Annotated in this window: 24 protein-coding genes; 9 read left to right on the top strand and 15 right to left on the bottom strand. The window is 72.2% G+C overall.

The window, feature by feature from the left end; genetic code table 11:
- Positions 1–2: 2 nt before the first annotated feature.
- On the bottom strand, positions 3–920 hold the full coding sequence (locus ABT171_RS03680) for a hypothetical protein (protein WP_351239408.1): 918 nt from the start codon (positions 918–920) through the stop codon (positions 3–5).
- A gap of 82 nt (positions 921–1,002) precedes the next feature.
- On the opposite strand from ABT171_RS03680, the gene ABT171_RS03685 reads away from it, so the two are divergent.
- The gene (locus ABT171_RS03685) at positions 1,003–1,605 is read left to right on the top strand and encodes a flavin reductase family protein (RefSeq protein ID WP_351239410.1); all 603 of its coding nucleotides are present in this window, start codon (positions 1,003–1,005) and stop codon (positions 1,603–1,605) included.
- A 3-nt stretch (positions 1,606–1,608) separates the two neighbouring features.
- Here the strand turns inward: ABT171_RS03685 and ABT171_RS03690 are convergent, their stop codons facing one another.
- Together ABT171_RS03690 and ABT171_RS03695 are read right to left on the bottom strand one after the other, a co-directional pair.
- On the bottom strand, positions 1,609–2,853 hold the full coding sequence (locus ABT171_RS03690; protein WP_351239910.1) for a methyltransferase: 1,245 nt from the start codon (positions 2,851–2,853) through the stop codon (positions 1,609–1,611).
- A 108-nt stretch (positions 2,854–2,961) separates the two neighbouring features.
- Positions 2,962–4,266: an MFS transporter gene (locus ABT171_RS03695; protein WP_351239412.1), complete on the bottom strand. Its 1,305-nt coding sequence runs from the start codon at positions 4,264–4,266 to the stop codon at positions 2,962–2,964.
- Between the two features lie 71 nt (positions 4,267–4,337).
- On the opposite strand from ABT171_RS03695, the gene ABT171_RS03700 reads away from it, so the two are divergent.
- Complete coding sequence (locus ABT171_RS03700; RefSeq protein ID WP_351239414.1) at positions 4,338–5,333, top strand: GlxA family transcriptional regulator; 996 nt, start codon at positions 4,338–4,340, stop codon at positions 5,331–5,333.
- Here the strand turns inward: ABT171_RS03700 and ABT171_RS03705 are convergent.
- Genes ABT171_RS03705 through ABT171_RS03715 form a run of 3 tightly spaced genes read right to left on the bottom strand, consistent with a single transcriptional unit; the run spans position 5,323 to position 8,465 of the window.
- Complete coding sequence (locus ABT171_RS03705) at positions 5,323–6,372, bottom strand: Zn-dependent alcohol dehydrogenase (protein ID WP_351239416.1); 1,050 nt, start codon at positions 6,370–6,372, stop codon at positions 5,323–5,325. The two genes, ABT171_RS03700 and ABT171_RS03705, sit on opposite strands and share 11 nt — an antisense overlap.
- On the bottom strand, positions 6,372–7,520 hold the full coding sequence (locus ABT171_RS03710) for an acyl-CoA dehydrogenase family protein (protein ID WP_351239418.1): 1,149 nt from the start codon (positions 7,518–7,520) through the stop codon (positions 6,372–6,374). Before ABT171_RS03710 ends, ABT171_RS03705 begins: the two co-directional genes overlap by 1 nt.
- A gap of 30 nt (positions 7,521–7,550) precedes the next feature.
- Positions 7,551–8,465 carry an SDR family NAD(P)-dependent oxidoreductase gene (locus tag ABT171_RS03715; protein WP_351239420.1) on the bottom strand — a complete coding sequence of 305 codons (915 nt, stop codon included), beginning with the start codon at positions 8,463–8,465 and terminating at the stop codon, positions 7,551–7,553.
- 85 nt (positions 8,466–8,550) lie between these two features.
- Here ABT171_RS03715 and ABT171_RS03720 point away from each other — a divergent pair, with 85 nt between their 5' ends.
- The gene (locus tag ABT171_RS03720) at positions 8,551–9,477 is read left to right on the top strand and encodes a cyclase family protein (protein ID WP_351239422.1); all 927 of its coding nucleotides are present in this window, start codon (positions 8,551–8,553) and stop codon (positions 9,475–9,477) included.
- Positions 9,478–9,735: 258 nt separating this feature from the next.
- On the opposite strand, the gene ABT171_RS03725 is transcribed toward ABT171_RS03720, so the two are convergent.
- From ABT171_RS03725 to ABT171_RS03740, 4 genes are all read right to left on the bottom strand, one after another.
- Positions 9,736–10,311, bottom strand: coding sequence for an ATP-binding protein (locus ABT171_RS03725; RefSeq protein WP_351239912.1), 576 nt, complete (start codon positions 10,309–10,311; stop codon positions 9,736–9,738).
- A gap of 550 nt (positions 10,312–10,861) precedes the next feature.
- The gene (locus tag ABT171_RS03730) at positions 10,862–11,728 is read right to left on the bottom strand and encodes an acyl-CoA dehydrogenase family protein (RefSeq protein WP_351239424.1); all 867 of its coding nucleotides are present in this window, start codon (positions 11,726–11,728) and stop codon (positions 10,862–10,864) included.
- A gap of 2 nt (positions 11,729–11,730) precedes the next feature.
- Positions 11,731–12,864 (bottom strand): acyl-CoA dehydrogenase, encoded by a 1,134-nt coding sequence (locus ABT171_RS03735; protein WP_351239426.1) that lies wholly within the window; start codon positions 12,862–12,864, stop codon positions 11,731–11,733.
- Positions 12,864–14,060 (bottom strand): amidohydrolase family protein, encoded by a 1,197-nt coding sequence (locus tag ABT171_RS03740; RefSeq protein ID WP_351239428.1) that lies wholly within the window; start codon positions 14,058–14,060, stop codon positions 12,864–12,866. Before ABT171_RS03740 ends, ABT171_RS03735 begins: the two co-directional genes overlap by 1 nt.
- 91 nt (positions 14,061–14,151) lie before the next feature.
- Here ABT171_RS03740 and ABT171_RS03745 point away from each other — a divergent pair, with 91 nt between their 5' ends.
- A complete protein-coding gene (locus ABT171_RS03745) occupies positions 14,152–15,660 on the top strand; it encodes a class I adenylate-forming enzyme family protein (RefSeq protein ID WP_351239430.1) in 1,509 nt (502 codons plus the stop codon).
- A 49-nt stretch (positions 15,661–15,709) separates the two neighbouring features.
- On the opposite strand, the gene ABT171_RS03750 is transcribed toward ABT171_RS03745, so the two are convergent.
- Positions 15,710–16,264 (bottom strand): hypothetical protein, encoded by a 555-nt coding sequence (locus ABT171_RS03750; RefSeq protein WP_351239432.1) that lies wholly within the window; start codon positions 16,262–16,264, stop codon positions 15,710–15,712.
- A 192-nt stretch (positions 16,265–16,456) separates the two neighbouring features.
- Here ABT171_RS03750 and ABT171_RS03755 point away from each other — a divergent pair, with 192 nt between their 5' ends.
- Positions 16,457–16,672 (top strand): type II toxin-antitoxin system VapB family antitoxin, encoded by a 216-nt coding sequence (locus ABT171_RS03755; protein WP_351239434.1) that lies wholly within the window; start codon positions 16,457–16,459, stop codon positions 16,670–16,672.
- On the top strand, positions 16,669–17,091 hold the full coding sequence (locus tag ABT171_RS03760) for a PIN domain nuclease (protein WP_351239436.1): 423 nt from the start codon (positions 16,669–16,671) through the stop codon (positions 17,089–17,091). Before ABT171_RS03755 ends, ABT171_RS03760 begins: the two co-directional genes overlap by 4 nt.
- A 58-nt stretch (positions 17,092–17,149) precedes the next feature.
- On the opposite strand, the gene ABT171_RS03765 is transcribed toward ABT171_RS03760, so the two are convergent.
- The 4 genes from ABT171_RS03765 to ABT171_RS03780 form a co-directional block, all read right to left on the bottom strand.
- Positions 17,150–17,950, bottom strand: a complete 801-nt coding sequence (locus ABT171_RS03765) for a PIG-L deacetylase family protein (RefSeq protein ID WP_351239438.1) — start codon at positions 17,948–17,950, stop codon at positions 17,150–17,152.
- Between the two features lie 80 nt (positions 17,951–18,030).
- On the bottom strand, positions 18,031–18,513 hold the full coding sequence (locus ABT171_RS03770) for a hypothetical protein (protein WP_351239440.1): 483 nt from the start codon (positions 18,511–18,513) through the stop codon (positions 18,031–18,033).
- Positions 18,514–18,643: 130 nt separating this feature from the next.
- A complete protein-coding gene (locus ABT171_RS03775; protein WP_351239442.1) occupies positions 18,644–19,156 on the bottom strand; it encodes an EF-hand domain-containing protein in 513 nt (170 codons plus the stop codon).
- A 153-nt stretch (positions 19,157–19,309) separates the two neighbouring features.
- Positions 19,310–19,690 carry an STAS domain-containing protein gene (locus tag ABT171_RS03780; RefSeq protein WP_351239444.1) on the bottom strand — a complete coding sequence of 127 codons (381 nt, stop codon included), beginning with the start codon at positions 19,688–19,690 and terminating at the stop codon, positions 19,310–19,312.
- A gap of 325 nt (positions 19,691–20,015) precedes the next feature.
- Between ABT171_RS03780 and ABT171_RS03785 the strand changes: the two genes are divergently transcribed.
- From ABT171_RS03785 to ABT171_RS03795, 3 genes are all read left to right on the top strand, one after another.
- Positions 20,016–20,585: a sigma-70 family RNA polymerase sigma factor gene (locus tag ABT171_RS03785; RefSeq protein WP_351239446.1), complete on the top strand. Its 570-nt coding sequence runs from the start codon at positions 20,016–20,018 to the stop codon at positions 20,583–20,585.
- Positions 20,582–22,045 carry a zf-HC2 domain-containing protein gene (locus ABT171_RS03790; RefSeq protein ID WP_351239448.1) on the top strand — a complete coding sequence of 488 codons (1,464 nt, stop codon included), beginning with the start codon at positions 20,582–20,584 and terminating at the stop codon, positions 22,043–22,045. The genes ABT171_RS03785 and ABT171_RS03790 overlap by 4 nt, the downstream gene beginning before the upstream one ends.
- 132 nt (positions 22,046–22,177) lie before the next feature.
- A complete protein-coding gene (locus ABT171_RS03795; RefSeq protein WP_351239450.1) occupies positions 22,178–23,347 on the top strand; it encodes a hypothetical protein in 1,170 nt (389 codons plus the stop codon).
- Positions 23,348–23,362 lie beyond the last annotated feature (15 nt).

Here is a 23,362-nt window from a genome sequence, read left to right on the forward strand (position 1 = left end):
GGTCAGTCCCCGGCGCGGTCGAGGGTGCGCAGGGTGCCGCCGTCGGGGTCGCCCAGGACGGCGAACAGCTGGGGTGCGCCCTCGGTGCCGCCGACCCACCAGTGGGTGTCCAGGCCGCAGTCGGTGTCGAGGTGCAGGAGGATGCCGGGGCGGTTGCTGCCGTCCGGGTCGGTGTCGGACTTCCAGGTGCCGGAGCCCGCGCAGATCACGTAGTCGTGGGCCGCCCAGTCCTTGTCCGTGGGCTCGCTGGGCAGACTGCGGGCCTCGGCACGACCGCCGGGCACGAGACGCAGCTTGGCGCCGTTCACACCGTGCCAGACTCCGCTGAGCTGCGCGGGGGTCAGTTCGGGCGGCTCGTACTGCGGGACGAGGCCGGTCGCAGAAACCGCGAGCCCGCCACCGAGCGTCAGGGCGAGCAGGCCGGCACAGGCAAGTGCCGAGCGCCACCACAGGCCCCACACCGACCAGGAGCGCGTGCGGACGTAGGTGATGCCGAGCGCGGGCAGCAGGCCGAGGGCGGTCAGGACCGAGGCCGTGGTGACGAACGGCCAGCGCAGGAGAGCCGCTGCCACCGCACCCCAGCCGACGGCGGTGGCCGCCGCCGCGACCGTACGGCAGGCCCACTCCGGCCCGCCGGACCATCGCACCAGCAGCCGGGCGACCACGCTCGCGGGCAGCGTCAGTACGGCGGAGACGAGCAGGCCCAGCGGCGGCAGCAGGAGCGGCGAGAAGACCAGCAGGCAGAGGATCCCCCACGCGCCGCCATAAGTGGTGTCGTACTGGTCCTTGCTGGCCGTCCAGATCCCCCACAGCAGCCCGGCCGCCGGCAGCTGTGCCGCGTTCAGCGGAATCGCGGCGGCCAGGTCGCTCATCAGGGGCCGAATCACCCGGAGCCCCTCGCGTACTTTCTCCCACCCCATGACCGCACCCTATGAAGTGCCCGCACGGAGCCCTTCACCGGACTTCCCATCTGACGTACCGTCAGCTTCAATGGAAGGCGTGATGGGACACGCAGGGGCGGCGGCGGCCGCCGTCCGCTATCTGGGTCCGGGGCCCGTGGAGCCGTTGCCACGCCCGGAGTTGCGGTGCGTGCGGGAGGACGAGCGGGCGCCGGTGGATCCGGGCGAGTTCCGCCGGGTGCTGGGGAGCTTCGCGAGCGGCGTGACCGTGATCACGGCACCGGCGGCGGACCCCTCGGGGCCCCCCGCCGGCTTCGCCTGCCAGTCCTTCGCCTCCCTCTCCCTCGAACCGCCACTGGTCTGCTTCATGGTCGGCCGTACGTCCACCACCTGGCCGCGCATCGCCCGCGCGGGCGTCTTCTGCGTCAACGTCCTCGGTGCCGGCCAGGACGAGCTGTGCCGGGCCTTCGCGGTGAGCGGCGCGGACAAGTTCGCCGGGGTGGCGTACGACGCGGCGCCCGTCTCCGGCTCCCCGCGCCTGACCGGTGCCGCCGCCTGGGTCGACTGCACCGTCCACGCCGTGCACACCGGGGGCGACCACCTGATCGTCGTGGGCCGGGTGAACGCCCTCGGCGCCCCGGAGGAGCCGAGCGACCCGCTGCTCTTCCACCGGGGGCGGTTCGCCCGGCTCGGCCCCGGCCTCTAGGACTCACCTGGGCGCCAGCCGCCACAGCGACGTCACCTCGGCGGCGCGGGCCGCGTGCAGGGGATCGTCCGGGTCGGTCGCGCGCCGGTGGCGGGGGCGGGTGTCCGTGCGGGACAGCACCCTCAGGCCCGCCTTCTCGATCCCTCCCAGCAGCTCGGCGCGGGTGCGCAGGCCCAGGTGTTCGGCCAGGTCGGACAGGATCAGCCAGCCCTCGCCGCCGGGTTCCAGGTGCGCGGGCAGGCCCGTGAGGAAGGCGTGCAGCATGGTGCCGCCGGGGTCGTACATGCCCTGGTCGAGGGTGGAGGCGGGGCGGCCGGGGAGCCAGGGCGGGTTGCAGACGACCAGCGCGGCCCGGCCGGGCGGGTACAACTCCGGACCGGTGACCGTGACGCGGTCCGCGAGGCCGAGGCGCGCGAGATTGTCCTGGGCGCAGGCGCGGGCCCGGGGGCTGAGGTCCGTCGCGATGACGCGGCGCACTCCGCGCCGGGCGAGCACGGCGGCCAGCACGCCGGTGCCGGTGCCGAGGTCGAAGGCGGTATCGCACCCCGGACCGGTACGGCCTGCGGGCGGCGCACCCCGGCCGGTGCCGGAGTCGGGTGCCACGCCGGCAGCGGACGGCGCGTGCGGGCCGGTGGTGGAGTCGGACGCGGTGTCGTGCCCGAGGCCCGTACCGGCCGCGGGCAGCGCGGCCTCCGCCACCAGGTCGACGTACTCGCCCCGCACCGGAGCGAACACGCCGTAGTGCGGGTGGATGCGGGCGTCGCCCAGGGCCGGTACGGGGACGCCCTTCTCGCGCCACTGGTGGGCGCCGAGGACGCCCAGGAGTTCCCGGAGCGGGACGAGGGCCGGGCCGGTCGGGGGGCCGTAGGCGCCGGTGCAGGCGCGGCGGACGTCGGGGGCGCGGCGCAGGGCGAGGCTGTGGTCCGGTTCGAGGAGGACCAGGAGGCGGCCCAGCAGCCGGGCCCGGTGGGCCCGGAAGCGGCGCCCACGGTGGAAGGTCTCGGCCGGCGAGGGGGCCGGTTGCGGTGCCTTGCGGTCGATACGGCGGGACAGCGCGGTCAGCAGCCGGTGGGCGCCGTGGTAGTCGCCCCGCCAGAGCAGGGCGGTGCCCTCGGCCATCAGACGGTGGGCGGTGGCGGCGCGGACGCGGTCGTCGGCGACGATCAGCCGGCGGGGCGGCGGGAAGCCGCTCTCAGAGTGCCAGCGGGCGGACAGGGGGGCGTTCTCGGTCCAGCGGACCAAGGGCACGGACACGGCATGCTCCTCGGGAGGTGGTTCCTGCGTGGGCGGGCACGAGGAACGCGTCGCCGAGGACCATGCCGAGTGTCATCAACTTCCCTTTCTGCAAGCTTCCGTTCAGGATATCGCGGGGACCAGCCCGGCCGGGCGGCGGCGGATCACCAGGGACATCAGGGCCGCCGCCGCGCACAGCGTGCCGGAGGCGTACCAGACGACGTCGTAGGAGCCGAAGACGTCCCGGGCGAGGCCGCCGAGGTAGGCGACGAGGGCCGCGCCGATCTGGTGGGAGGCGAGCACCCAGCCGAAGACGATGGCGCTGTCCTCGCCGTACTGCTCCCGGCACAGGGCGAGGGTCGGCGGGACGGTGGCCACCCAGTCCAGGCCGTAGAAGACGATGAAGAAGAGCATCGGAGGGCGGACGGACGGGCCCAGCAGCATCGGCAGGAACAGCAGGGAGAGACCGCGCAGGGCGTAGTACACCGCCAGCAGGCGGCGCGGCTCGAAGCGGTCGGTGAACCAGCCGGAGGCGATCGTGCCGACCACGTCGAACACGCCGACGACCGCGAGCAGCGAGGCCGCCGTCGTGACGGGCATGCCGTGGTCGTGCTCGGCGGGCACGAAGTGGGTCTGGATCAGGCCGTTGGTGGAGGCGCCGCAGATCGCGAAGGTGCCGGCCAGCAGCCAGAAGGTGCCGGTGCGGACGGACGACGAGAGGACCTTCAGGGTGCGGCGGGCGGCGCCCGTGACCGGTGGCGGCTTCGGTACGAACTCCCGCGCGCCGTACGGGGCCATGCCCACGTCGGCCGGGTGGTCGCGGAGCAGCAGCCAGACGAACGGGACGACGGCCAGGGCGGCCAGCGAGACCGTCACGGCAGCCGGGCGCCAGCCGTGGTGCTCGGTCAGCCAGGACAGCAGCGGCAGGAAGATCAGCTGGCCGGAGGCGGACGCGGCGGTGAGGATGCCGCTGACCAGGCCGCGCCGCTCGGTGAACCAGCGGTTGGTGACCGTGGCGGCGAAGGCCAGGGCCATCGAGCCGCTGCCGAGACCGACCAGCAGGCCCCAGCACAGCCACAGCTGCCAGGCCGCCGTCATCCACACGGTGAGACCCGAGCCGAGTGCGATCACGGTCAGGGCCACCGCGACCACCCGGCGGATGCCGAAACGGTCCATCAGCGCGGCGGCGAAGGGTGCGGTGAGGCCGTAGAGCGCGAGGTTGAGGGAGACGGCCGCGCCGATCGTGCCGCGCGACCAGCCGAACTGCTCGTGCAGCGGGTCGATGAGCAGGCCGGGCAGGGAACGGAACGCCGCCGCGCCGATGATCGTGACGAAGGTGACGGCGGCGACGAACCAGGCGCGGTGCACACGGCGCTGCCGGACGGGCGGGGCGTGGACGGGGGCTGCGGCGGGGCTTGTCTGAGTCACGTCATCCAGCGTCCTTTCTCCCCGCGGACACATCGAGTGGCCCGGAAGACAGCATTCGCTAGGATCGGGCCATGAGTGGTTCCGAGGAGTTCCGTCCGCACCGGGTCGCGGTGCTCGCCCTCGACGGCCTGCTGCCCTTCGAACTGGGCATCCCGCACCGCATCTTCGGCCGTCCGAAGGACAAGCGGGGCCGGCACCTGTACGAGGTGGTGACCTGCTCGGTACGGCCGCCCGGCCCGGTCGAGACGGACGCCGACTTCGCCATCCACGTCGCCCACGGCCCGGAGGCGCTCGCCGAGGCCGACACGGTGATCGTCCCGGCGTCGTACGCGCTGGGCCCGGTCTTCGAGGAGGGCCGGCTCACCGGCGACCTGGCCGCTGCCCTCGCCCGGATCCGCCCCGGTACCCGGCTCGCCTCCATCTGCACCGGCGCCTTCGTCCTCGCCGCCGCCGGGCTCCTCGACGGCCGCCCGGCGACCACGCACTGGGCCCACGCCGAGCGCTTCCAGCGGATGTTCCCGAAGGCCGAGTTGGACGCGGACGTGCTGTACATCGACGACGGTGACGTGCTCACCTCGGCCGGGGTCGCCGCCGGGATCGACCTGTGCCTGCACATGGTGCGCCGCGACTTCGGTGCGGCGGTCGCCAACGAGGTCGCCCGGCTCACGGTCGTGCCGCCGCACCGCGACGGCGGCCAGGCCCAGTACATCGAGCGCCCGGTGCCCGACCCGCAGCTGGCCACGACCACGGCCGCCCGCGCCTGGGCGCTGGGCCGGCTGCACGAGCCGATCCAGCTGCGGGACATGGCCGAGCAGGAGGCCATGTCGGTCCGCACCTTCACCCGCCGGTTCCGTGAGGAGGCCGGGATCAGCCCCGGGCAGTGGCTCACCCAGCAGCGCGTCGAACGGGCCCGGCACCTGCTGGAGACCACCGACCTGTCCATCGACCAGGTGGCCCGCGAGGCGGGCTTCGGCACGGCCCAGTCGATGCGCCAGCACCTGCAGCAGTCGCTCGGGGTGACACCGACCGCCTATCGCCGGACGTTCCGGACCGGCGTCAGAACGTGAGCACCGCGCGGGCCACCCGTCCGGCCTCCGCGTCCGCGCGGGCCTTGGCGAAGTCCTCCACCGGGTAGGCGGCCGTCACCAACTCGTCCAGCAGCAGGCGGCCCTGGCGGTACAGCTCGGCGTAGCGGGCGATGTCCCGCTGCGGGCGCGAGGAGCCGTAGCGGCAGCCGAGGACCGACTTGTCCAGGTAGAGGGAGGAGACGAGGAAGGACGCCTCGGCCGTCGCCGGGGGCACCCCCAGCAGGATCGCCTGCCCGTGCCGGTCGAGGAGGTCGATCGCCTGCCGGACCAGCTCCACCCGGCCGACGCACTCGAAGGCGTGGTCGGCGCCCGTGGGCAGGAGGTCCCGGACGCCGTCCGCCGAGGTCAGGAAGTCGGTGGCGCCGAACCGCCGGGCCATCTCCTCCTTGGCCGGGTCGGCGTCCACGGCGACGATCCTGAGCGCTCCCGCGAGCCGCGCGCCCTGCAGCACGTTCAGCCCGATGCCGCCGGTGCCGATGACGACGACGCTGTCCCCGTGCTCCACCCGGGCCCGGTTCAGCACCGCGCCCACGCCCGTGAGCACCCCGCACCCGATCAGCGCGGCGGACGGAAGGGGGATGTCCTTCGGTATCCGTACCGCCTGTACGGCCTTGACGACCGTGCGCTCGGCGAACGCCGAGTTGGCGGCGAACTGGTGGAGGAGCGTCGTGCCCCGCGTGAACGGCCTCCCCGAGCGCCCGATCGCCTGCCGGCACATCGTCGGCCGGCCGCGGTCGCACTCCGGGCAGGTGCCGCAGTTGGCGAGCGTGGACAGCGCCACATGGTCGCCGGGCGCGACATGGGTGACGCCCACACCGACCGCTTCCACGACCCCCGCGCCCTCATGGCCCAGCACCACCGGCACCGGGAAGGGGATGGTGCCGTCCACCACGGACAGGTCACTGTGGCACAGCCCGGCCGCCGCGACCGCCACCAGCACCTCACCGGCTCCCGGCTCCCGCACCGCGAGATCGTCGACCACCTGCACCTGCTTGCCGTCGAACACCACTCCACGCATCACACGGCCCCCTTGGGCTCCCTGGGCAGGCCGAGCACGCGCTCGGCGATGATCGTGCGCTGGACCTGGTCCGAGCCGCCGTAGATCGTGTCGGCCCGGGAGAAGAGGAACAGGTGCTGGCCGGGGTCGAGTTCGTACGGTGTCGTGGGTGACCAGTCGGCGGGGCCGACGGCGGCCCGCGCCCCGCGCACCTGTACGGCGAGCTCGCCCAGCCGCTGGTGCCAGCCGCCCCACAGCAGTTTGGCGACGCTGGGCGCGCCGGGACCGGCCGCACCGCCGAGGGTGCGCAGGGCGTGCCGGTGCATGGTCCGCAGCTCGGCCCACTGCCGTACGAGCCGGGCCCGTACGACGGGGTCGTGGACCGCCCCGCTCTCCACCGCCGCGCGGACGACGGCGGCCAGCTCCTCCGCGAACCCGATCTGCTGGGCGAGCGTGGCGACGCCCCGCTCGAAGCCGAGCAGGCCCATGGCCACCGCCCACCCGTGCCCCTCTCCCCCGACGACGTGCTCCACGCGCGCGTACGCCCCGTCGAAGAAGACCTCGTTGAAGTCGCTGGTGCCGGTCATCTGCCGGATGGGGCGGACCTCGATGCGGCCGGGCTGGTCCATGGGGACGAGCAGAAAGCTCAGGCCGTGGTGGCGGCTGGACTCCGGGTCGGTGCGGGCCAGCACGAAGCACCAGTCGGCCTCGCGGGCGAGCGAGGTCCAGATCTTCTGCCCGCTGATCCGGTAGCGGTCGCCCTCACGGACCGCTGCCGTCCGCACCCCGGCCAGGTCCGACCCGGCGCCGGGCTCGCTGTAGCCCTGGCACCACAGCTGCTCACCGGCCGCGATGGGCGGCAGGAAGCGGGACTTCTGCTCGTCGGTGCCGTACGAGACGAGGGTGGGGGCGAGCAGGTTCTCACCGATGTGCCCGGAGCGGGGCGGTGCGGGGGAACGGGCGTACTCCTCGGCCCACACGACCTGCTGGGTGAGGGTGGCGGTCCGGTTGCCGTATCCCGCCTCCGGCCAGCCGAGCCCGATCCATCCCGCCTTGCCGAGGGTGCGTTCCCACGTGCGGCGGTCCGTCGAGGGGCCGGCGTGGGCGGCGAGCCAGTCGCGAGCCTCCGCACGAAACGTCTCGTCCTCTTGGCTGAACCCGAAATCCATGGAAATCCGCCTTGGTTGAGGGCCCCCGGGCTAGTGGGCGTTCGGCCGGGTACCACTGCGCGCCGCCGATTCCATCGCCGGGAGCCGGGACAGCATCGGCATCGGATCCACCCCCACCGATCCCGGCAGAAGCTCAGCGATCCGCTCCGGCGTCCAGGCCCCCTCCCCGTACACCGAACGGAGTTCACGCGGCTGTGCCCACACCGCGATCTTCGGCCCCGCGATGGTGTACACCTGCCCGGTGACGCCCTGCGCGGCAGCCCCGTCGGAGAGCAGGTACACCACCAGCGCGGCCACGTCCTCCGGCTCGCCGATCTCGGTCAGCTCCATGGGAACGTTCGCGGACATGCGCGTACGAGCCACCGGCGCCACCGCGTTCGCGGTCACCCCGTACTTGTGCAGACCGAGGGCCGCGCTCCGCACGAGCGAGATGATCCCGCCCTTCGCCGCGCTGTAGTTGGCCTGGGACACCGACCCCTGGTGGTTGCCGCTGGTGAAGCCGATCAGCGTGCCGGAACGCTGCTTCCGCATCACCGCGGACGCCGCCCGGAACACCGTGAAGGTCCCCTTCAGATGAGTGGCGACGACGGGGTCCCACTCCTCCTCGGTCATGTTGAACAGCATGCGTTCGCGCAGGATCCCGGCCACGCACACGACCCCGTCCAGCCGGCCGTACGCCGACAACGCGACGTCCACCACCCGCTGCCCGCCCGCCATCGTGGAGATGTCGTCGGCGACCGCGACCGCCTCGCCGCCCGCCGCCTCGATCTCCTTGACGACCGCTTCGGCGACCTCGCTCGTGGGCGAGGCCCCGTCCACGGAGACGCCGTAGTCGTTGACGACGACCTTCGCCCCCTCGGCGGCGGCCGCCAGCGCCACCGCCCGGCCGATCCCGCGTCCGGCGCCCGTCACGGCGACGGCCTTGCCTGCCAAGAAGTTCCCCACGCCCGGCCCCTTCCCGCTGTTTCTGACGGACCGTTAGATTTTATGACCCGTCAGACAGTCGGAGACAAGCCCCGGGGAGGGCCCGATGTCGCTGCCCGCCGAGTTCCACGAGATCGCCGAGCGCGTGAACAACTGGGGGCGCTGGGGAGCCGACGACGAGATCGGAACCCTGAACCTGATCACGGACGAGGTGGTGCGGCAGGCCGCCGCCGGCGTCCGCACCGGCCGGCGCGTCCCCCTCGCCCTCCCGCTCCGGCAGGACGGTGTGCAGACCGGCGCGATCCCGGGCCGCGTCAACCCACTGCACACGATGGTGCAGATCAACCAGGAGCTGTTCGGGCCGGGCACGGTGGCGTGCAGCGACGACGCGGTGACCATGGGGCTGCAGGCGGGCACCCACTGGGACGCCCTCAGCCATGTCTCGCACTCGGGGAAGCTCTACAACGGCCGCCCGGCACACACGGTCACCGCGCACGGCGGTGCCGAGTTCGGCGGGATCGACAAGGCGCGGCACATCGTCTCGCGCGGGGTGCTGCTGGACGTGGCACGCGCGCGGGGCGTGGCGCGGCTGGAGGGGGGGCACGCGGTCACGCCGGAGGACCTGGAGGCGGCGGAGGAGTTCGGCGGGGTGCGCGTCCGGGCGGGGGACATCGTGCTCGTCCGTACCGGGCAGGTGCAGCTGTATCTGGCCGGGGACCGGCACGGGTACGGCCATCCGTCACCGGGGCTGTCGCTGCGTACGCCGGAGTGGTTCCACGCGCGCGATGTGGCGGCGGTCGCGAACGACACGCTCACTTTTGAGATATTTCCGCCCGAGTCGGAGAATCTCTGGCTGCCGGTGCACGCCCTGGATCTGGTGGAGATGGGGATGCTCCAGGGCCAGAACTGGAATCTCGAAGAGTTGTCCACAGCCTGTGGAGAAGCGGGGCGGTACGCGTTCCTGCTGTCGGCGATGCCCGAGCCGTTCGTCGGCGCGACGGGAACGCCGGTGGCACCCGTGGCCGTTCTCTGAGAAACCCGTGGCCCCGCTGGACCGGCCGGCGGCGCGCCTCCCCCCACGGTCACGCGTACGCGCCGCCCACCGGTGCGACCCACACTCGGCGAGGGCCGCCGTCACCCAAGCCCTCGCCGTCCCCTCGCGGCGAATCGTCGCCCACCAGCGTGATCAGCCGGTCACGGGTCGTCAACGCCGGTACGGGGATTTGTTGCATACGCCCTGTTCGCGGCACCCGCGCACGGATGCACCCCCGGCGCACCACCGCGCCGGGTGCTACACCGCCTCGTAGGCGAGACCCTCGTACGCGGACACTCCGCCCCCGTACGCCACCCCTGCGCTCTGGCCGGGCTGCGCACAGCGGTCCAGTTCGCACCAGATGCTCTTGCCGGGGCCCTCCGGGCTCCAGCCCCAGCGATCGGCCAGGCAGTCCACGAGGGCCAGGCCACGGCCGCCGGTCGCGTCACTGCCGGCGCAGCGCGGCACGGGGGCGCGGGAGGAACGGTCGGCCACCTCGACGCGCACCGTGGCCCCCGCGGGCGGCTCGACGGCGTCCGCCGTCCCGGCACCGGTGACCACGGCGGCATCGGTCGCCCCGGCCGCGTCCGCCGCGGCGGCGTCCACGGCGACGACGGGATCCGCGGTCCCGGCCGTCGCGACGGGCAGCGAGAGCCGCAGCACGGCCGCGTGCCCGGTGTGCACCACGGCGTTGGTCACCAGCTCGGAGACCAGCAGGATCAGGGTCTCGGCCAGTGGCTCGTCGGCCGCTATGCCCAGCCCCGCGAGCCGGGAGCGGGCCCATCTCCGGGCCCGTCCCACCTCCGTGGGGTCGGGCCGGATCTCCAGCTGCACTTGAAGCACCTGCACCGCTCACACCATCCGAACCGGCGGACACATGAACCCGCGCCGACCGGCCGCCACGGCGGATGCCGCGGCGACGATCGCGAGGGCCACGATCGTAGCCATTTTCTGCATGGCCAGGACAACGGCCAGAGCAAGGGTCACGGAACGTGATTCCCTTACGCGACAGCATGGTTGACGTACAGTCACCCCAACAAGCGCTTCGGGCATATTCCCGCGCGAAGGAGTACGCGCGAGGCATACTGTGCGACGCTCGCTCCGGGGAGTCGAACAGGCGGCGACCGAAGCCACAACCGCCCCGCGAGCAGCGGCGCGCACCGCGCGACCCGGCACCGCCCCAAGGGCATCGCCGGCCCGGCTCGTGCTCACAGCCACTCGCATCCCACACAAGGTACCGGAGCGGACGCCCGACTCCGGGCCGTGTCGAGTCCCGCGAAGGACACAACCCGATATCGACGCTCCGTGACACCGGCGTGCCACGATCCGCGACATCCTGGGCCAAGGCTTTGCCGCCGCTGCAGCCCAGAGCGCCGCCGACCCGTCAGACCGCCAGGCCGGCGGCGAGGAACTCCTCACTCTCCGTGCTCCCGCCGCCACGACGCGCGCGCACCCAGGCCCGTTTCAGATGCAGATGGACATCCGCCTCCCAGGTGAACCCCATGCCGCCGTACACCTGGAGGCAGTCGCGGGCACCGCGTACGGCCGCCTCGTCGGCGAGCAGACGGGCGGCGGCGATGTCCGCGGGGTCGGCGGTGACGGCGGCGGCGTAGACCGCGGCACGGGCGGTCTCGGCTCGCACCAGGAGGTCGGCACACAGGTGCTTCACCGCCTGGAAGGAGCCGATGGGGCGGCCGAACTGCTCGCGGGTACGGGCGTGTTGGACGGCGAGCTCGGTCACGCGCACGGCGGTTCCCAGTTGCTCGGCGGCGGTGAGAAGGCCGGCCGCCCCCGCCGCACCACCGCCCGCAGCCGCGCGGTGCAGTGGCGTGAGCGGGTCCACCGAGCGCAGGGGGACGGCACCCTCGGGGTCCCCGAGGACGACGTCCGCCGCCTCCAGCCACTCCACCACTCCCCCGTCCACGGCGGTCACGACCGTCTCGCCGGTGGCCGCGCCCGGGACGGTGCCGGCCGCCAGGTGGGTGGGCACGAGGGGGCCGGGCAGGAGGGCGCGGCCCGCCTCCTCGAAGGCGAGGACCGCCTCCGGCAGGCCCAGCCCGGCCCCGCCGTCCGCCTCGGGCAGCCGCAGGGCGAAGAACCCCGCGTCCCCGAGCGTCCGCCACAGCCGCCGGTCGAGCCGCCCCGGCGCGTCGACGGCCGCACGCAACGCCTCCCGCCCGAACCGCCGGTCGAGCAACTCCCGCATACCGGCCCGCAACGCGCGCTGGTCGTCGCTCAGTTGGAAACGCACGCTCATCTCCCCTTCGGCAGGCCGAGGATCCGTTCCGCCACGATGTTGCGCTGGATCTGCGAGGTGCCGGCGGCGATCGTGTACGACAGGGACGACAGGCGGTCCAGGACCCAGGGGTGGTCCAGGTCGAGGCCGTCCGGGCCGAGCACGTCGGCTGCGGTGTCGTACAGCTCCTGACGGGCGTGGGAGTAGCGGAGCTTGAAGACCGAGCCGCCGGCGCCCGGCACCCCGCCGTTCGCCTCCGCCTCGCTCACGTTCCACTGGGTCAGCCGCCACAGCGCCCGGAACTCCGCCTCCAGCCGGCCGAGCCGGCGGCGCAGCACGGGGTCGTTCCAGCGGCCGTTCCCCCGTGCGGTCCGGGCCAGTTCGCGCAGCACCCGGCGGCAGGCGACGACCTCGCCGACGAAGGCCGTGCCGCGCTCGAAGGACAGGGTCACCATGGTCACGCGCCAGCCGTCGTTCTCCGCGCCCACCCTGCCCGCCGCAGGAACCCGGACCTCGTCCAGGAACACCTCGGCGAACTCCGCCGACCCGGCGAGCGTGCGCAGCGGCCGTACGGTGACGCCCGGCGCGTCCATGGGCATCGCGAGCCAGGTGATGCCCTTGTGCCTCGGCGCCTCGGGGTCGGTGCGGACCAGCAGTTCGCACCAGTCGGCGACCTCGGCGTGGGAGGTCCAGATCTTGGACCCGGTGACCACGTAGTCGTCGCCGTCACGCCACGCGCGCGTGCGCAGCGCGGCGAGGTCGGAGCCGGCGCCCGGTTCGCTGAACCCCTGGCACCACACCTCCTCGCCGCGCAGGATCGGCGGCAGCCAGCGCGCCCGCTGTTCGTCCGTGCCCTCGGCGGCGATGGTCGGGCCGGCGTGCAGCAGTCCGACGAAGTTCGCGCCCACATAGGGCGCGCCCGTCTTCTCCGTCTCCTCCAGGAAGATCAGCCGGGTGGTCGGCGAGGCGTCCCAGTGGACGTGGGCGTACCCGGCGTCGTACAGCATCCGCTGCCAGCCGAGGTCGTACGCCCTGCGCGCGGGCCAGTCGCCGGGGGACGGCTTGGCGGGGAGGGCGGGCAGCACCTTGGCGAGCCACTCCCTCAGCCGGGCCCGGAACTCCTCCTCCTCCGGCGTGTACGACAGGTCCATTACTTGTCGAAGTCCAGGTCCAGCATGCGGATGGCGTTGCCCCGCATCAGCTTGTAGACCGTCTCCTCGTCCAGGCCCTTCACATGGTCGAGGGCGACCTCCTTGGTGTGCGGGAAGGTCGAGTCGACGTGCGGGTAGTCGGTCTCGAAGGTGGCGTTGTCCCGGCCGACCACGTCCAGCGAGGCGACGCCGTGCTTGTCGCGGAAGAAGCAGCAGAAGATCTGCCGGTAGTAGTACGTCGACGGCGGCTCCGGGATCAGGTCCCTGACCCCGCCCCAGGCGCGGTGCTCCTCCCACACGTCGTCGGCGCGTTCCAGGGCGTACGGGATCCAGCCCATCTGCCCTTCGGAGTAGGCGAGTGTGAGCGACGGGAACCTCACCAGGACCCCGCTGAAGAGGTAGTCCGTCATCGAGGCCATCGCGTTGTTGAAGCTGAGCGAGGCCTGGACGGCGGGCGGGGCGTCCGGCGACGCGGCGGGCATCTGCGAGCTGCTGCCGATGTGCATGTTGACGACCGTGCCCGTCTCCTGGCAGACCGCGAAGAACGGGTCCCAGTAGCCGGAGTGGATGGACGGCAGCCCGAGGTGGGTGGGGATCTCGGAGAAGGTCACCGCCCGCACCCCGCGCGCGGCGTTGCGCCGGATCTCGGCGACGGCGAGCTCCACGTCCCACAGCGGAACGAGACACAGCGGGATCAGCCGCCCCCCGCTGTCCCCGCACCACTCCTCCACCATCCAGTCGTTGTAGGCGCGCACGCAGGCGAGGGCGACCTCCTTGTCGTGCGCCTCGGCGAAGGTCTGTCCGCAGAACCGGGGGAAGGTCGGGAAGCAGAGGCTGGCCTCGACGTGGTTGAGGTCCATGTCCGCGAGGCGGGCCTTCGGGTCCCAGCACCCGCGCCGCATCTGTTCCCGGGTGATGCCCTCCAGGGTCATCTCATCCCGGTCGAAGCCGACGGCGGCGATGTTGCGCTTGTACGGGAACTTCAGGTCCTCGTAGATCCACCAGTCGGTCGGCGGACCGTCCGGGTCCATGGTGATCCGGTACTTGCCACCGGTGTAGGCGAGTTCGCCGATGCCGGCGGTGAGGGGCTTCGGTCCGCGGTCCCGGTACCTCTGCGGCAGCCAGGTCGCGAAGAGGTGCGCGGGCTCGATCACGTGGTCGTCGACGCTGATGATGCGGGGCAGTTCGGTGGCCATGGTTCCCCTCCGCCGGACGGTACTTATCTGATGACCCGTCAGATACCATGCCACCTGACGCCACGTCAGCCAAGCCGGTCAGGGGGCAGACATGAACGACACCCCGCACTCCCTGGGCTCCGCCCGCACGCTGTGGGACCTGGTCGTCCGCCGCGCCGCCCTCACCCCCGACCGCCCGGTGCTGCTCCAGGAGGACCGCGCCCTCACCTTCGGCGAGCTGCGCGCGGGGGCCGAGCGGGTGGCGGCCGGCCTGTACGGCATGGGCGTGCGCCCCGGCACGGTGGTGGCCTGGCAGCTGCCCACCCGCATCGAGACCGCCCTGCTGTCCTTCGCCCTGACCCGCCTGGGCGCCGTGCAGTCCCCCGTCATCCCCTTCTACCGGGACCGGGAGGTCGGCTTCGCGCTGCGGGAGTCGAAGGCGGAGTTCTTCGCGGTCCCGGGCGTGTGGCGGGGCCACGACCACACGGAGATGGCGCGCCGGCTCGGCGCGAAGGGGATCTTCGAGGCGTACGACGACCTCCCGCAGGGCAACCCGTCGAAGCTCCCCCCTCCTCCCCCCGAGGGCACCTCCGTCCGCTGGATCCACTGGACCTCGGGCACCACCTCCGACCCCAAGGGCGTACTGCACACCGACCGCTCCCTGATCGCGGGCGGCTCCTGCCTGGCGCATGCGCTGCGGCCCACGGCGGCCGACGTGGGCTCGATCGCCTTCCCGTACGCCCACATAGGCGGCCCCGACTACCTGGTGATGCTCCTGCTCTACGGCTTCCCGGCGGTGATGTTCGAGCACTTCGCCCTGCCGGAGGCGCTGACGGAGTACCGGCGGCACGGGGTCACGGTGGCCGGCGGCTCCACGGCCTTCTACTCCCTGCTCCTCGCCGAGCAGCGCAGACAGCCGGGCGAGAAGCTGATCCCGTCCCTGCGCCTGCTCGCGGGCGGCGGCGCACCGAAGCCGCCCGAGATCTACCACTCGGTGGTCCGCGACATGGGCGTCCAGCTCACCCACGGCTACGGCATGACCGAGGTCCCGATGATCACCATGGGAGATCCGGAGGACAGCGCCGAGAACCTGGCGACGACCGAGGGCCGCCCGCCGGCCGGCATGGAGATCCGGATCGTCGACGGCGAGATCCGCCTGCGCGGCGAGGCCGTCTGCCAGGGCTATCTGGACCCCGCCCAGACGGCCGCCGCCTTCGACTCCGACGGCTTCCTGCGCACCGGCGACCTGGGCCACGTCACGGACTCGGGCCATCTGGTCCTCACCGGCCGCCTGAAGGACGTGATCATCCGCAAGGGCGAGAACATCTCGGCCAGGGAGATCGAGGACCTGCTGGCCGCGCATCCGGCCGTGGCGGACGTGGCGGTGATCGGCCTGCCGGACGCCGACCGGGGGGAACTGGTCTGCGCGGTGGTGGAACAGCCGCCGGGCGCCGCCGAGTTGACCTTGCCGACGGTCGTCTCCTACCTGCACTCGGCGGGCCTGTCGGTGCACAAGCTGCCGGAGCGGGTGGAGGTGGTGGAGGCGCTGCCGCGGAACGACACGCTGCGGAAGGTTCTCAAGTACAAGCTGCGGGAGCGGTTTTCACGACCGTGCCCTTAGGCCGCTCGGGCAACCCACCTCGCTCACGCCCACCTGGGACGGAGCGGGATCAGAACCTGCTCGGGCCGGTGTCGACGAGGTCGCCGGTGGCCGGGTCCATCAGGACCGTCAGGGTGTGGCCGTCCGGGTAGAGGTTCTTGGCGTCGCGTTCCTCCTGCCGGGGATGGCCCTGGAACGACCAGTGGTACTGGCAGCGGTACACCGTCGTGTCTGCTGAGGTGCCGCTGGTGAGCTCACGGCATCCGTCGAGGGATGCGGTGACCGGCACGGTCGGGACGTGGGCGGCCCGCCACTCGTGCACCGCATCCTGGCTCGCCCCCAGTGCGCCTGCCAGGAAGGCCAGCGCCGCCGCGGCGACGACGGCCGCCTCACGCGCCTCACGGCCGTCCCTGCCGCGGAAGGATCCGTGATCCAGCACGAAGACCAGGACCGCGTACGCGCCGACGACAGCGAGATCCGCCTCCCCGTCCTCCCACCCCGTCCCGGATCCCCACGGCCACAGCTGGAACCCGACTGCGCACGCCAGCCCGACCGGCACCACCACCACACCGGCCCACGCCAGAACCCGGCCCACCGACCGGAGCCGGCCTCCCCCGACGCCCATGACTCCCCCCCCTCTCCGCTGCCAGCATCGCACCGACTGCCGACACCCCGGAACGCGCGGTCGGGAATCCACATCGACGCTCACGGCATCGCGCCTGCGCGGGGAGCGCATTCCGCCGGGCCGCGCCCTGGACGCGGTCACATAGATCGAGATATATTGGATGGCACTATTGATATCTATGGAGGTGCATGCATGAGCCGAACCGTGATCGATCTGGACGATCAGCTGTTGGCGGACGTGGCCAAGGCCCTCGGTACCAGCACCAAGAAGGAGACGGTCAACACCGCGCTGCGCGAGGTGCTGGAGAACCGGCGGCGGGCCCTGGCGCTCACCCGCCTACGTGCGTCGGCGGAAGAGGGCGCCTTCGACCTCGACCTCTTCGAGGACAAGGGGAACTACCGCCGGTGAACGCCGCGCAATACCTCATCGACACCAGTGCGCTCGCCCGACTGCTGCGCGGCGACGCCGAGCGGTACGGATGGGACCAGGCGGCAGCCGCCGGGCTCATCGCCACGTGCCCCATCACCGAGCTGGAGTTCTTCTACAGCGCGCGTTCCCCTGCCGACCGCGCACAAGGCATCGAGGACATGCGCCTGCTCTTCGGCTGGGTGCCGGTCGACGACCGCGCCTACGATCGAGCCTGGCGGGTCCAGGAGCTTCTCACCCAGCGCGGACAGCACCGCAGCGCCGGGGCCGTCGACTTGGTGGTGGCCGCCACGGCCGAGTTGCAGGGGCTCACCCTGCTGCACCGCGACCGGGACTTCGAGTGCATCGCCGCCGTCACCGGCCAGGCACTTCAGTGGTACGGCCCTGAAGCCGGCAAGTGAGGCTGGTGCAGGCGGGAGGCTTCGCCGGATGGCTGCCCGTAAGAGCGGACAACCACGGTCACATCGCCTTCCGAGCGCCGTCGAAGATGCCCACCACGTCGGATGATGCCGTGCCCGTGGAGTCGATGAACCATTCCCGGCCGAGCAGGACCCCGAACAGGGGGGCGGGGAGCCGGATCAGTACCCGCATGACGGGAGCCAGACGACCAGTCCCGTTCACCTGGGACTGGTGTGCGGCGAGTGCCGCCTGCTTCTGCCGGGCGAATTTTGCCACGTTCACTCGGTGCGTGATGACAGAGCGCGCGCTATAAGCGGTGCCGGGAGCCACGGCGTCATGTCGGACGGGTAGCCTCAACCAGTCCGCGAACTTCAGAACCCGGGCCACCAGGTCACGCGGAATCGTCGCTTCAAACACCTGCTCCACGCCGGCCAGGATTGCGGCGCGCTTTCCGACCTCATGCACTCTGACGTGATCGCGATGACCGTAGCCCCCGTTGGCGTCGTAGCTCAGAAGCACCTGTGCCCGTTCCTCGCGGAGGATCGCGGCAAGCCGCTCGGCGGCTTCTTGCGGGTCGGCGCGCGCGAACCGCATCCGGTCCGGCGGATCCGCACTGAGCACCTTCCCGTTTCCGCTGTCCGCGTATCCCAGGTGCGCTACGCGAGCCGCCCCCAGCACTGCCGCACTGGCGCGGAGCTCTCTCATGCGGGGCGGTTCGTCCGGTTCGACAGCGTCCGTCGCGCCATCGGTGGCCACAACGATCACCACCCGGTGCCCCTCCGCGGCAGCTCGCGCCAGAGTGCCGCCTGTCATCAGCACCTCGTCGTCGGGGTGGGCGTGAAAGGCCACAACTGTTGCCATGGGTCACATCCTGCACTACCGGCCATGCGTTGGACGGCGTATGCCGGCGCAAGTGTTGGCCGAACGTCATGGCAGGTACGTCATGGCACGTACCAGCCTCCGAGGCGGCCAACCCGGCCAGGCAGTCCCCGCACTCGCATCCTTCCGTCCTGGGTCCCGGTTTCCCAGGTGAGCAGTGCGTCGGGTGCTCCCCACGCCTGCGTGGCCAGCGTGTTGATGCGTGCTTCAAGCGTGCGCAGGTGCCGCCCGATGCGCTGGATCGCCCTGTTGAATCCGCGTAACCACAGCACGGCCAGCAACAGGACGAGAACGGCGATGTACACGGTCGGGGCACTGAAGGCGCGTTTGTTCGACACAGCCAGCAAGGCGGAGATGATGCCGGCGAACCCGATCATCTGCATGCGCGATGCGACGCGTTGTGTGACTTCTTCGCGTAAGGTCCGGTATTCCTCAAACAAGGTGGCTATCTCGTGTTCGATTTGACGCTGAGGCACCTGTGCACCAGGAGGTATCTGGGGGGTAGCGGAACCCTGGGGCTGCATCTGCTCCTCCGAGAGGCTCACGGATATCCCTTGCGGATATACCCGCGGCGCCCCTGTACGACACGGTCAGGGCCCCGGCGCGAAGGGGCACGAGCGCTTCGAGGGCGACTGCGAAGTCGCGGGGAGCGGGCCCCTGGCAAGGGGACGGCGGTTATGCCGGGACGGTGAAGTAGTGCGCGAACGCCGGGACGATCTCCGGCTCGCCCACCAGGCCGTCGCCGTCGGTGTCCAGTGCGGCGGCGACCGTCCGGGCGGTCTCCTCCGGCACGTGGAACACCCGCAGCACGCGTACGGTGTCCGCGGCCGTTACCCGGCCGTCCCCGTCGGTGTCCGCGACGGCCAGGGCCGCGTGCAGGAAGGGGCGGGCGATCTCGGCGAAGCGTTCGGGGTTGTCGCGCAGCCGCTTGACCGCGCCGGTGACGAACTCCTCGCGCGTGATGCGCTGGTCGCCGTCCCGGTCGGCGATCCCGGCCATGCCCTGCCAGAACGCCTCCGCGCCGGCGTACAGCGCCTGCCCCTTGTCGGAGCGGGCGGTGACGGAGAACTCGGCGAGCAGCGCCTTGGCCGCCGAGCTGAAGTCCTCGCGGTCGATCCAGCCGTTGCCGTCCTGGTCGAAGGTGGCGAACCGGGCGGCGATCCTGCGTTCGTACTCGGTGCTGACCATGTCTGTTGGGCCGCCTTACGTCTGCGTGGGGTCGTTCTGCGAGCGAGCGTATGACGCGGAGGTCCGTCGGACGGCGGGAATCCGGCGGTTGTGCCAGGACCGGGGGAGTTCTGCGACAACAGTGTGTCCTTGCCGCGAACACTCCGGTGGCTCTCACGCGGAGAGCGGGTCCGCCTCGTCGGTCGTCGCGGACGCGAGATCGGGGCGTACGTCGAAGAGGCGGCGGACCCCGAGCGCGCCGAGGACCCGGTTGACGTGCGAGCCGTCGTCGGCGCCCCGGTCGGGCAGGATCAGCCTGAGGCGGCCCTGGCAGGAGCGGATGAGCCTGCGGGCGGCGATGAGGACACCGACCCCGCTGGAGTCGCAGAAGAACACGTCGGAGAGGTCGACGACGAGGCTGTGATGCCCCTCGGCCACGACGTCGTGCACCCGTTGGCGCAGAACCGGCGAGGTCATCAGGTCCAGTTCCCCGGTCACCCGGAGCACGGCCCACTCGCCCTGTTCGACGCCGGTCACGTTGAATGCCACGGCCATGCCCCTCCGCTCGCCGGATCCCGGAACCGCCCGGAAACGGAAGCAGTTCCTACGCTTGCTTCCGCGCGGCTGCCCAGCGGCCGTTCCCTGAAACGTCGAGCAGCAAACCAGACATGATCAACAAGGGGCTCGTTTCAGTCACTCCCGATCCTGTTCGATCAGAGGTGCGCACAGCCCGTGTGAAGGTTGTGTGAAAAGGGCACTATCACCAGCGGTGCTTCGAGGGGCGCACATTGACACAAAGGGGCGTGCACTGTCAGAGGTGCCGACTACATTCGGGAAGACGGTGCCGACAGGCTGGACACGGGTGAGGGGAGGGGACCGCATGGCCACGAAGGACGTACCGCCCCGCGGGGACCGCAGGATGCAGCAGCGGCTCGCCCGCGGCGAGGCAGCCGCCCTGGGCGAGATGTACGACCGGTTCGCCTCACTCGTGCACGGCCTCGCCCACCGCGTCCTCGGCGACGAGAAGGCCGCCGACGCCCTCACCCGCGAGGTCTTCGCGCACCTGTGGGAACACCCGGAGACCTACGACCCCAGGAAGGGCCCGCTGCGCACCTGGGTCGCCGGGGTGACCCACCGGCTCGCCGTGCAGCGGCTGCGCGACAGCGAGACCGCGGCGCTGCCGCGGGGCGGCGGCTCCCTGGCGGAGCTGGAGCGCAAGGTGCGCCGCGCCTCGGTCGCCGCCCGCGCCGACTACATCGTCCACTCCATGCCCGCCCCGCTGCGGCGCGCCCTCGACCTGGCCTACTTCCAGCGCCGCGACTACCGCCAGACCGCCGCCGACCTCGGTGTCACCGAGGACGAGGCCCGGCGCCGGCTCCGCCTCGGCCTGCAACTGCTCTCCACCGCCCATGACGCCGGGACACCGCCGGGACACGGAGGTGCGGTGTGAGCGGAGCGGGAGGGTTCGAGGCCCCCGACGAGCACGGCGGACAGGAGCATGGCAGGCAGGAGCGCGGGGGGCAGGAGCACCGCAGACAGGAGCGCGGTGGGCAGGAGCGCGGTGGGCAGGAGCGCGGTGGGCAGGAGGAGGAGAAGCCGCGCGAGGGGTTCGACGGCGCCGGCGGCTCGGGTCATGACCCGGACGGAGCCGGCGCACCCGAGCCGGACCGGCCCGCGCGCATACCGACGCCCCGCGCCTCCGTCGAGGACGGCGGGCTGCCGCTGCCCGAGCTCACCGACCCCGCGCCCGTGCCGCTCGACCTGCCGCACGACATCCTGAAATCGCTGCTCGGCGCCTGGGCGCTGGCCGCCTGTTCGGCGGCGGAGACGGCGGCCGTCGAGGACCACCTCGGCTCGTGCGGCAGCTGCGCCGACGAGGCCCGCCGGCTGCGCGAGGCGGTCGGCCTGCTGCACCAGCCGGAGACCCTCGACCTGGATCCCGGGCTGCGCACCCGCGTCCTGGGGAGCTGCCTGGAGCGCCGGCCTCCGCGCATACCCGTGCCGGAGTGGGCGGCGCCGTACGACGCCGAGACCGCCCGTCTGGACGCCCTGCTGCAGGACTTCGGGGGCGCGGAGTGGCATGCGCCGGTGCGGCTGCGGTGGTTCGCGGCCGACGGCGCGCGGAACCGGCGTACGACCGTGGCCGGGGTGATCGCGCACCTGCTGTCCGTGGACGGGCTGATCGCCGTCGCGCTCGGTCTGGAGGACCCGCTGGCCGAGATCACCGGGGCCGGGATCACCGGGGCCGAGGGCGCCGGGGCGGCGCAGCAGCAGGCGAGAAGCCCGGCCGCGCGCACCGAGGCGTACTGGCGGACCTCCCGCTTCCCGCCCACCGGCTCGGTGCAAGGGCCCTGGCGGGAGCAGAGCCACAGCCTGGTGCGGTCGGTGTCCTTCACCGGCGGCCACGCGGGCGGACTCGCCGTGTCGTACGGCGACTTCGAGCTGCCGCTGCACGACGCGATGCTGGACCGGGCCTTCGAGTGCTGGATCCACGCCGAGGACATCGCGGAGGCGGTGGACTACCCGTACGAGCCGCCCGCGCCGCGTCATCTGAACAGGATGATCGACCTCGCGGCCCGTATGCTGCCCGCCGCCCTGGCGGAACGCCGTCAGCAGGGGCTGGCCTCGCCCACCCGGGGACGCCACCTGGGCCTCGCCGGCGAGCCCGGCCGCAGCCTGCGCCTGGAGATCGAGGGCTCGGGCGGCGGCGAGTGGCTGATTCCGCTGGACTCCCCGGCGGCACGGGGCTCCGCGGACCTGGAGGTGGCGCATGTGGCCCTGGACGGCACGGAGTTCTGCCAGCTGGCCGCGGGCCACATTCCTCCGGAGGAGGCGGCGGCCGGGCAGGCCGGGGACCGGGACGCGATCAGGGACGTACTGTTCGCCGCCGCGTCGTTGAGCCGGATGTAGGGGCTGTCCGCGGTTTCGGCGCGGAGCCGGATTCGCCCCGGATGCAGGGTGCTTGTGGTCGTGAGACCCTGATTGCCTAGGGCTCGGCCGGTCGCCCCACTCCCTCTCCGTCTCCCGAGATGGGTCGCCGTCATGGCCGAATTTGGACTCAACGCGACCAAGACCGGTGAGCAGCACATGCCTGCCGCCACCTCCGTCCTCGGCATCGAATACCTGACGCTGTGGGCGGATGAGCACGACTTCACCGTCAAGGGCCGGTTCGTGGGTGCCGCGGGCACCCCGCTCGACGACGAGTTCCCGGTCAGCACCCAGCCCGCGGGGGGCGTACAGGTCCGCCCGCGGTGGCCGTCCGTCCTGTCGATGGGGGACCAGCAGTTCGCCGTATGGCTGGAGACACCGTTGAGCACGCCCGGCGTGTCATCGGTGAAGCTCCAGCGCCTCTCCGACGGGCACCCGGCCGGACCGGCGGCAGTGGTCACGAACGAGGCCGACTCCGACGGCCAGCCGGTCCTTTCGCCCATGGTCGACGGGGGTGTCCTGGTCACCTGGGCGGGCACCCGGGCGGACCGGCGCATCCGCGCGCGGCACTTCAGCCCGGACGGACAGCCGAACGGGGAGGAGCTGGCCGTCAACACGACCGAGGGCTTCCACCTCAATCCCGCCAGCACGACCCTTCTGAACGGCGACTGGGTGGCCGCCTGGACGACGGACCCCCACGCAATCGGAGGGAACCGGCTCAACCTCCGGTTCTTCGACTTCGAGGGAAACGCGCTGACCGGCGAGATCGCACCGAACGTGAGCGGCTTCCAGGGAGTCAACGCGACAACGCTCCTGGACAGCGGGCAGTTCGTCGCTGCGACCGTCTCCCACCACCCGGACAGCGACCTGGGGAAGCCACAGACCACGGTGAGGGCGAACATCTTCAACACCGACGGCTCCAAGGTGATCGACTTCAGCGCCGGCAACCCCGAGCACTTCACCCGGTCCGCGCCGTCCCTGGCGCACCTTCCGTCCGGACGCTTCCTGTTGACCTGGATCGAGGAGAGCGCCGACACGTTCAGCACGGTGCCCACCGTGATGGCCGTGGTCTGCTCGGAGACCGAGGGCCGGCTCACCGACCCGGTACGGGTCAGCTCGGCGAGCTCCGGGCGCCGGTTCAACACCTGCACCGCCACGGCCTTCGGCGAGCCCGCGGAGACCGCGCTCATCACCTGGGACGACGACGCCGGTCTGGACGGTGACACCGGACTCGGGGTGCGCGCGCGCACCTTCAGCGTGTTCCCGCCCGGAACCCTCGGCTGACGCTCCCCGGCATGT

It is taken from the genome of Streptomyces sp. NPDC001851, assembly GCF_040297165.1.
Lineage (GTDB): Bacteria > Actinomycetota > Actinomycetes > Streptomycetales > Streptomycetaceae > Streptomyces.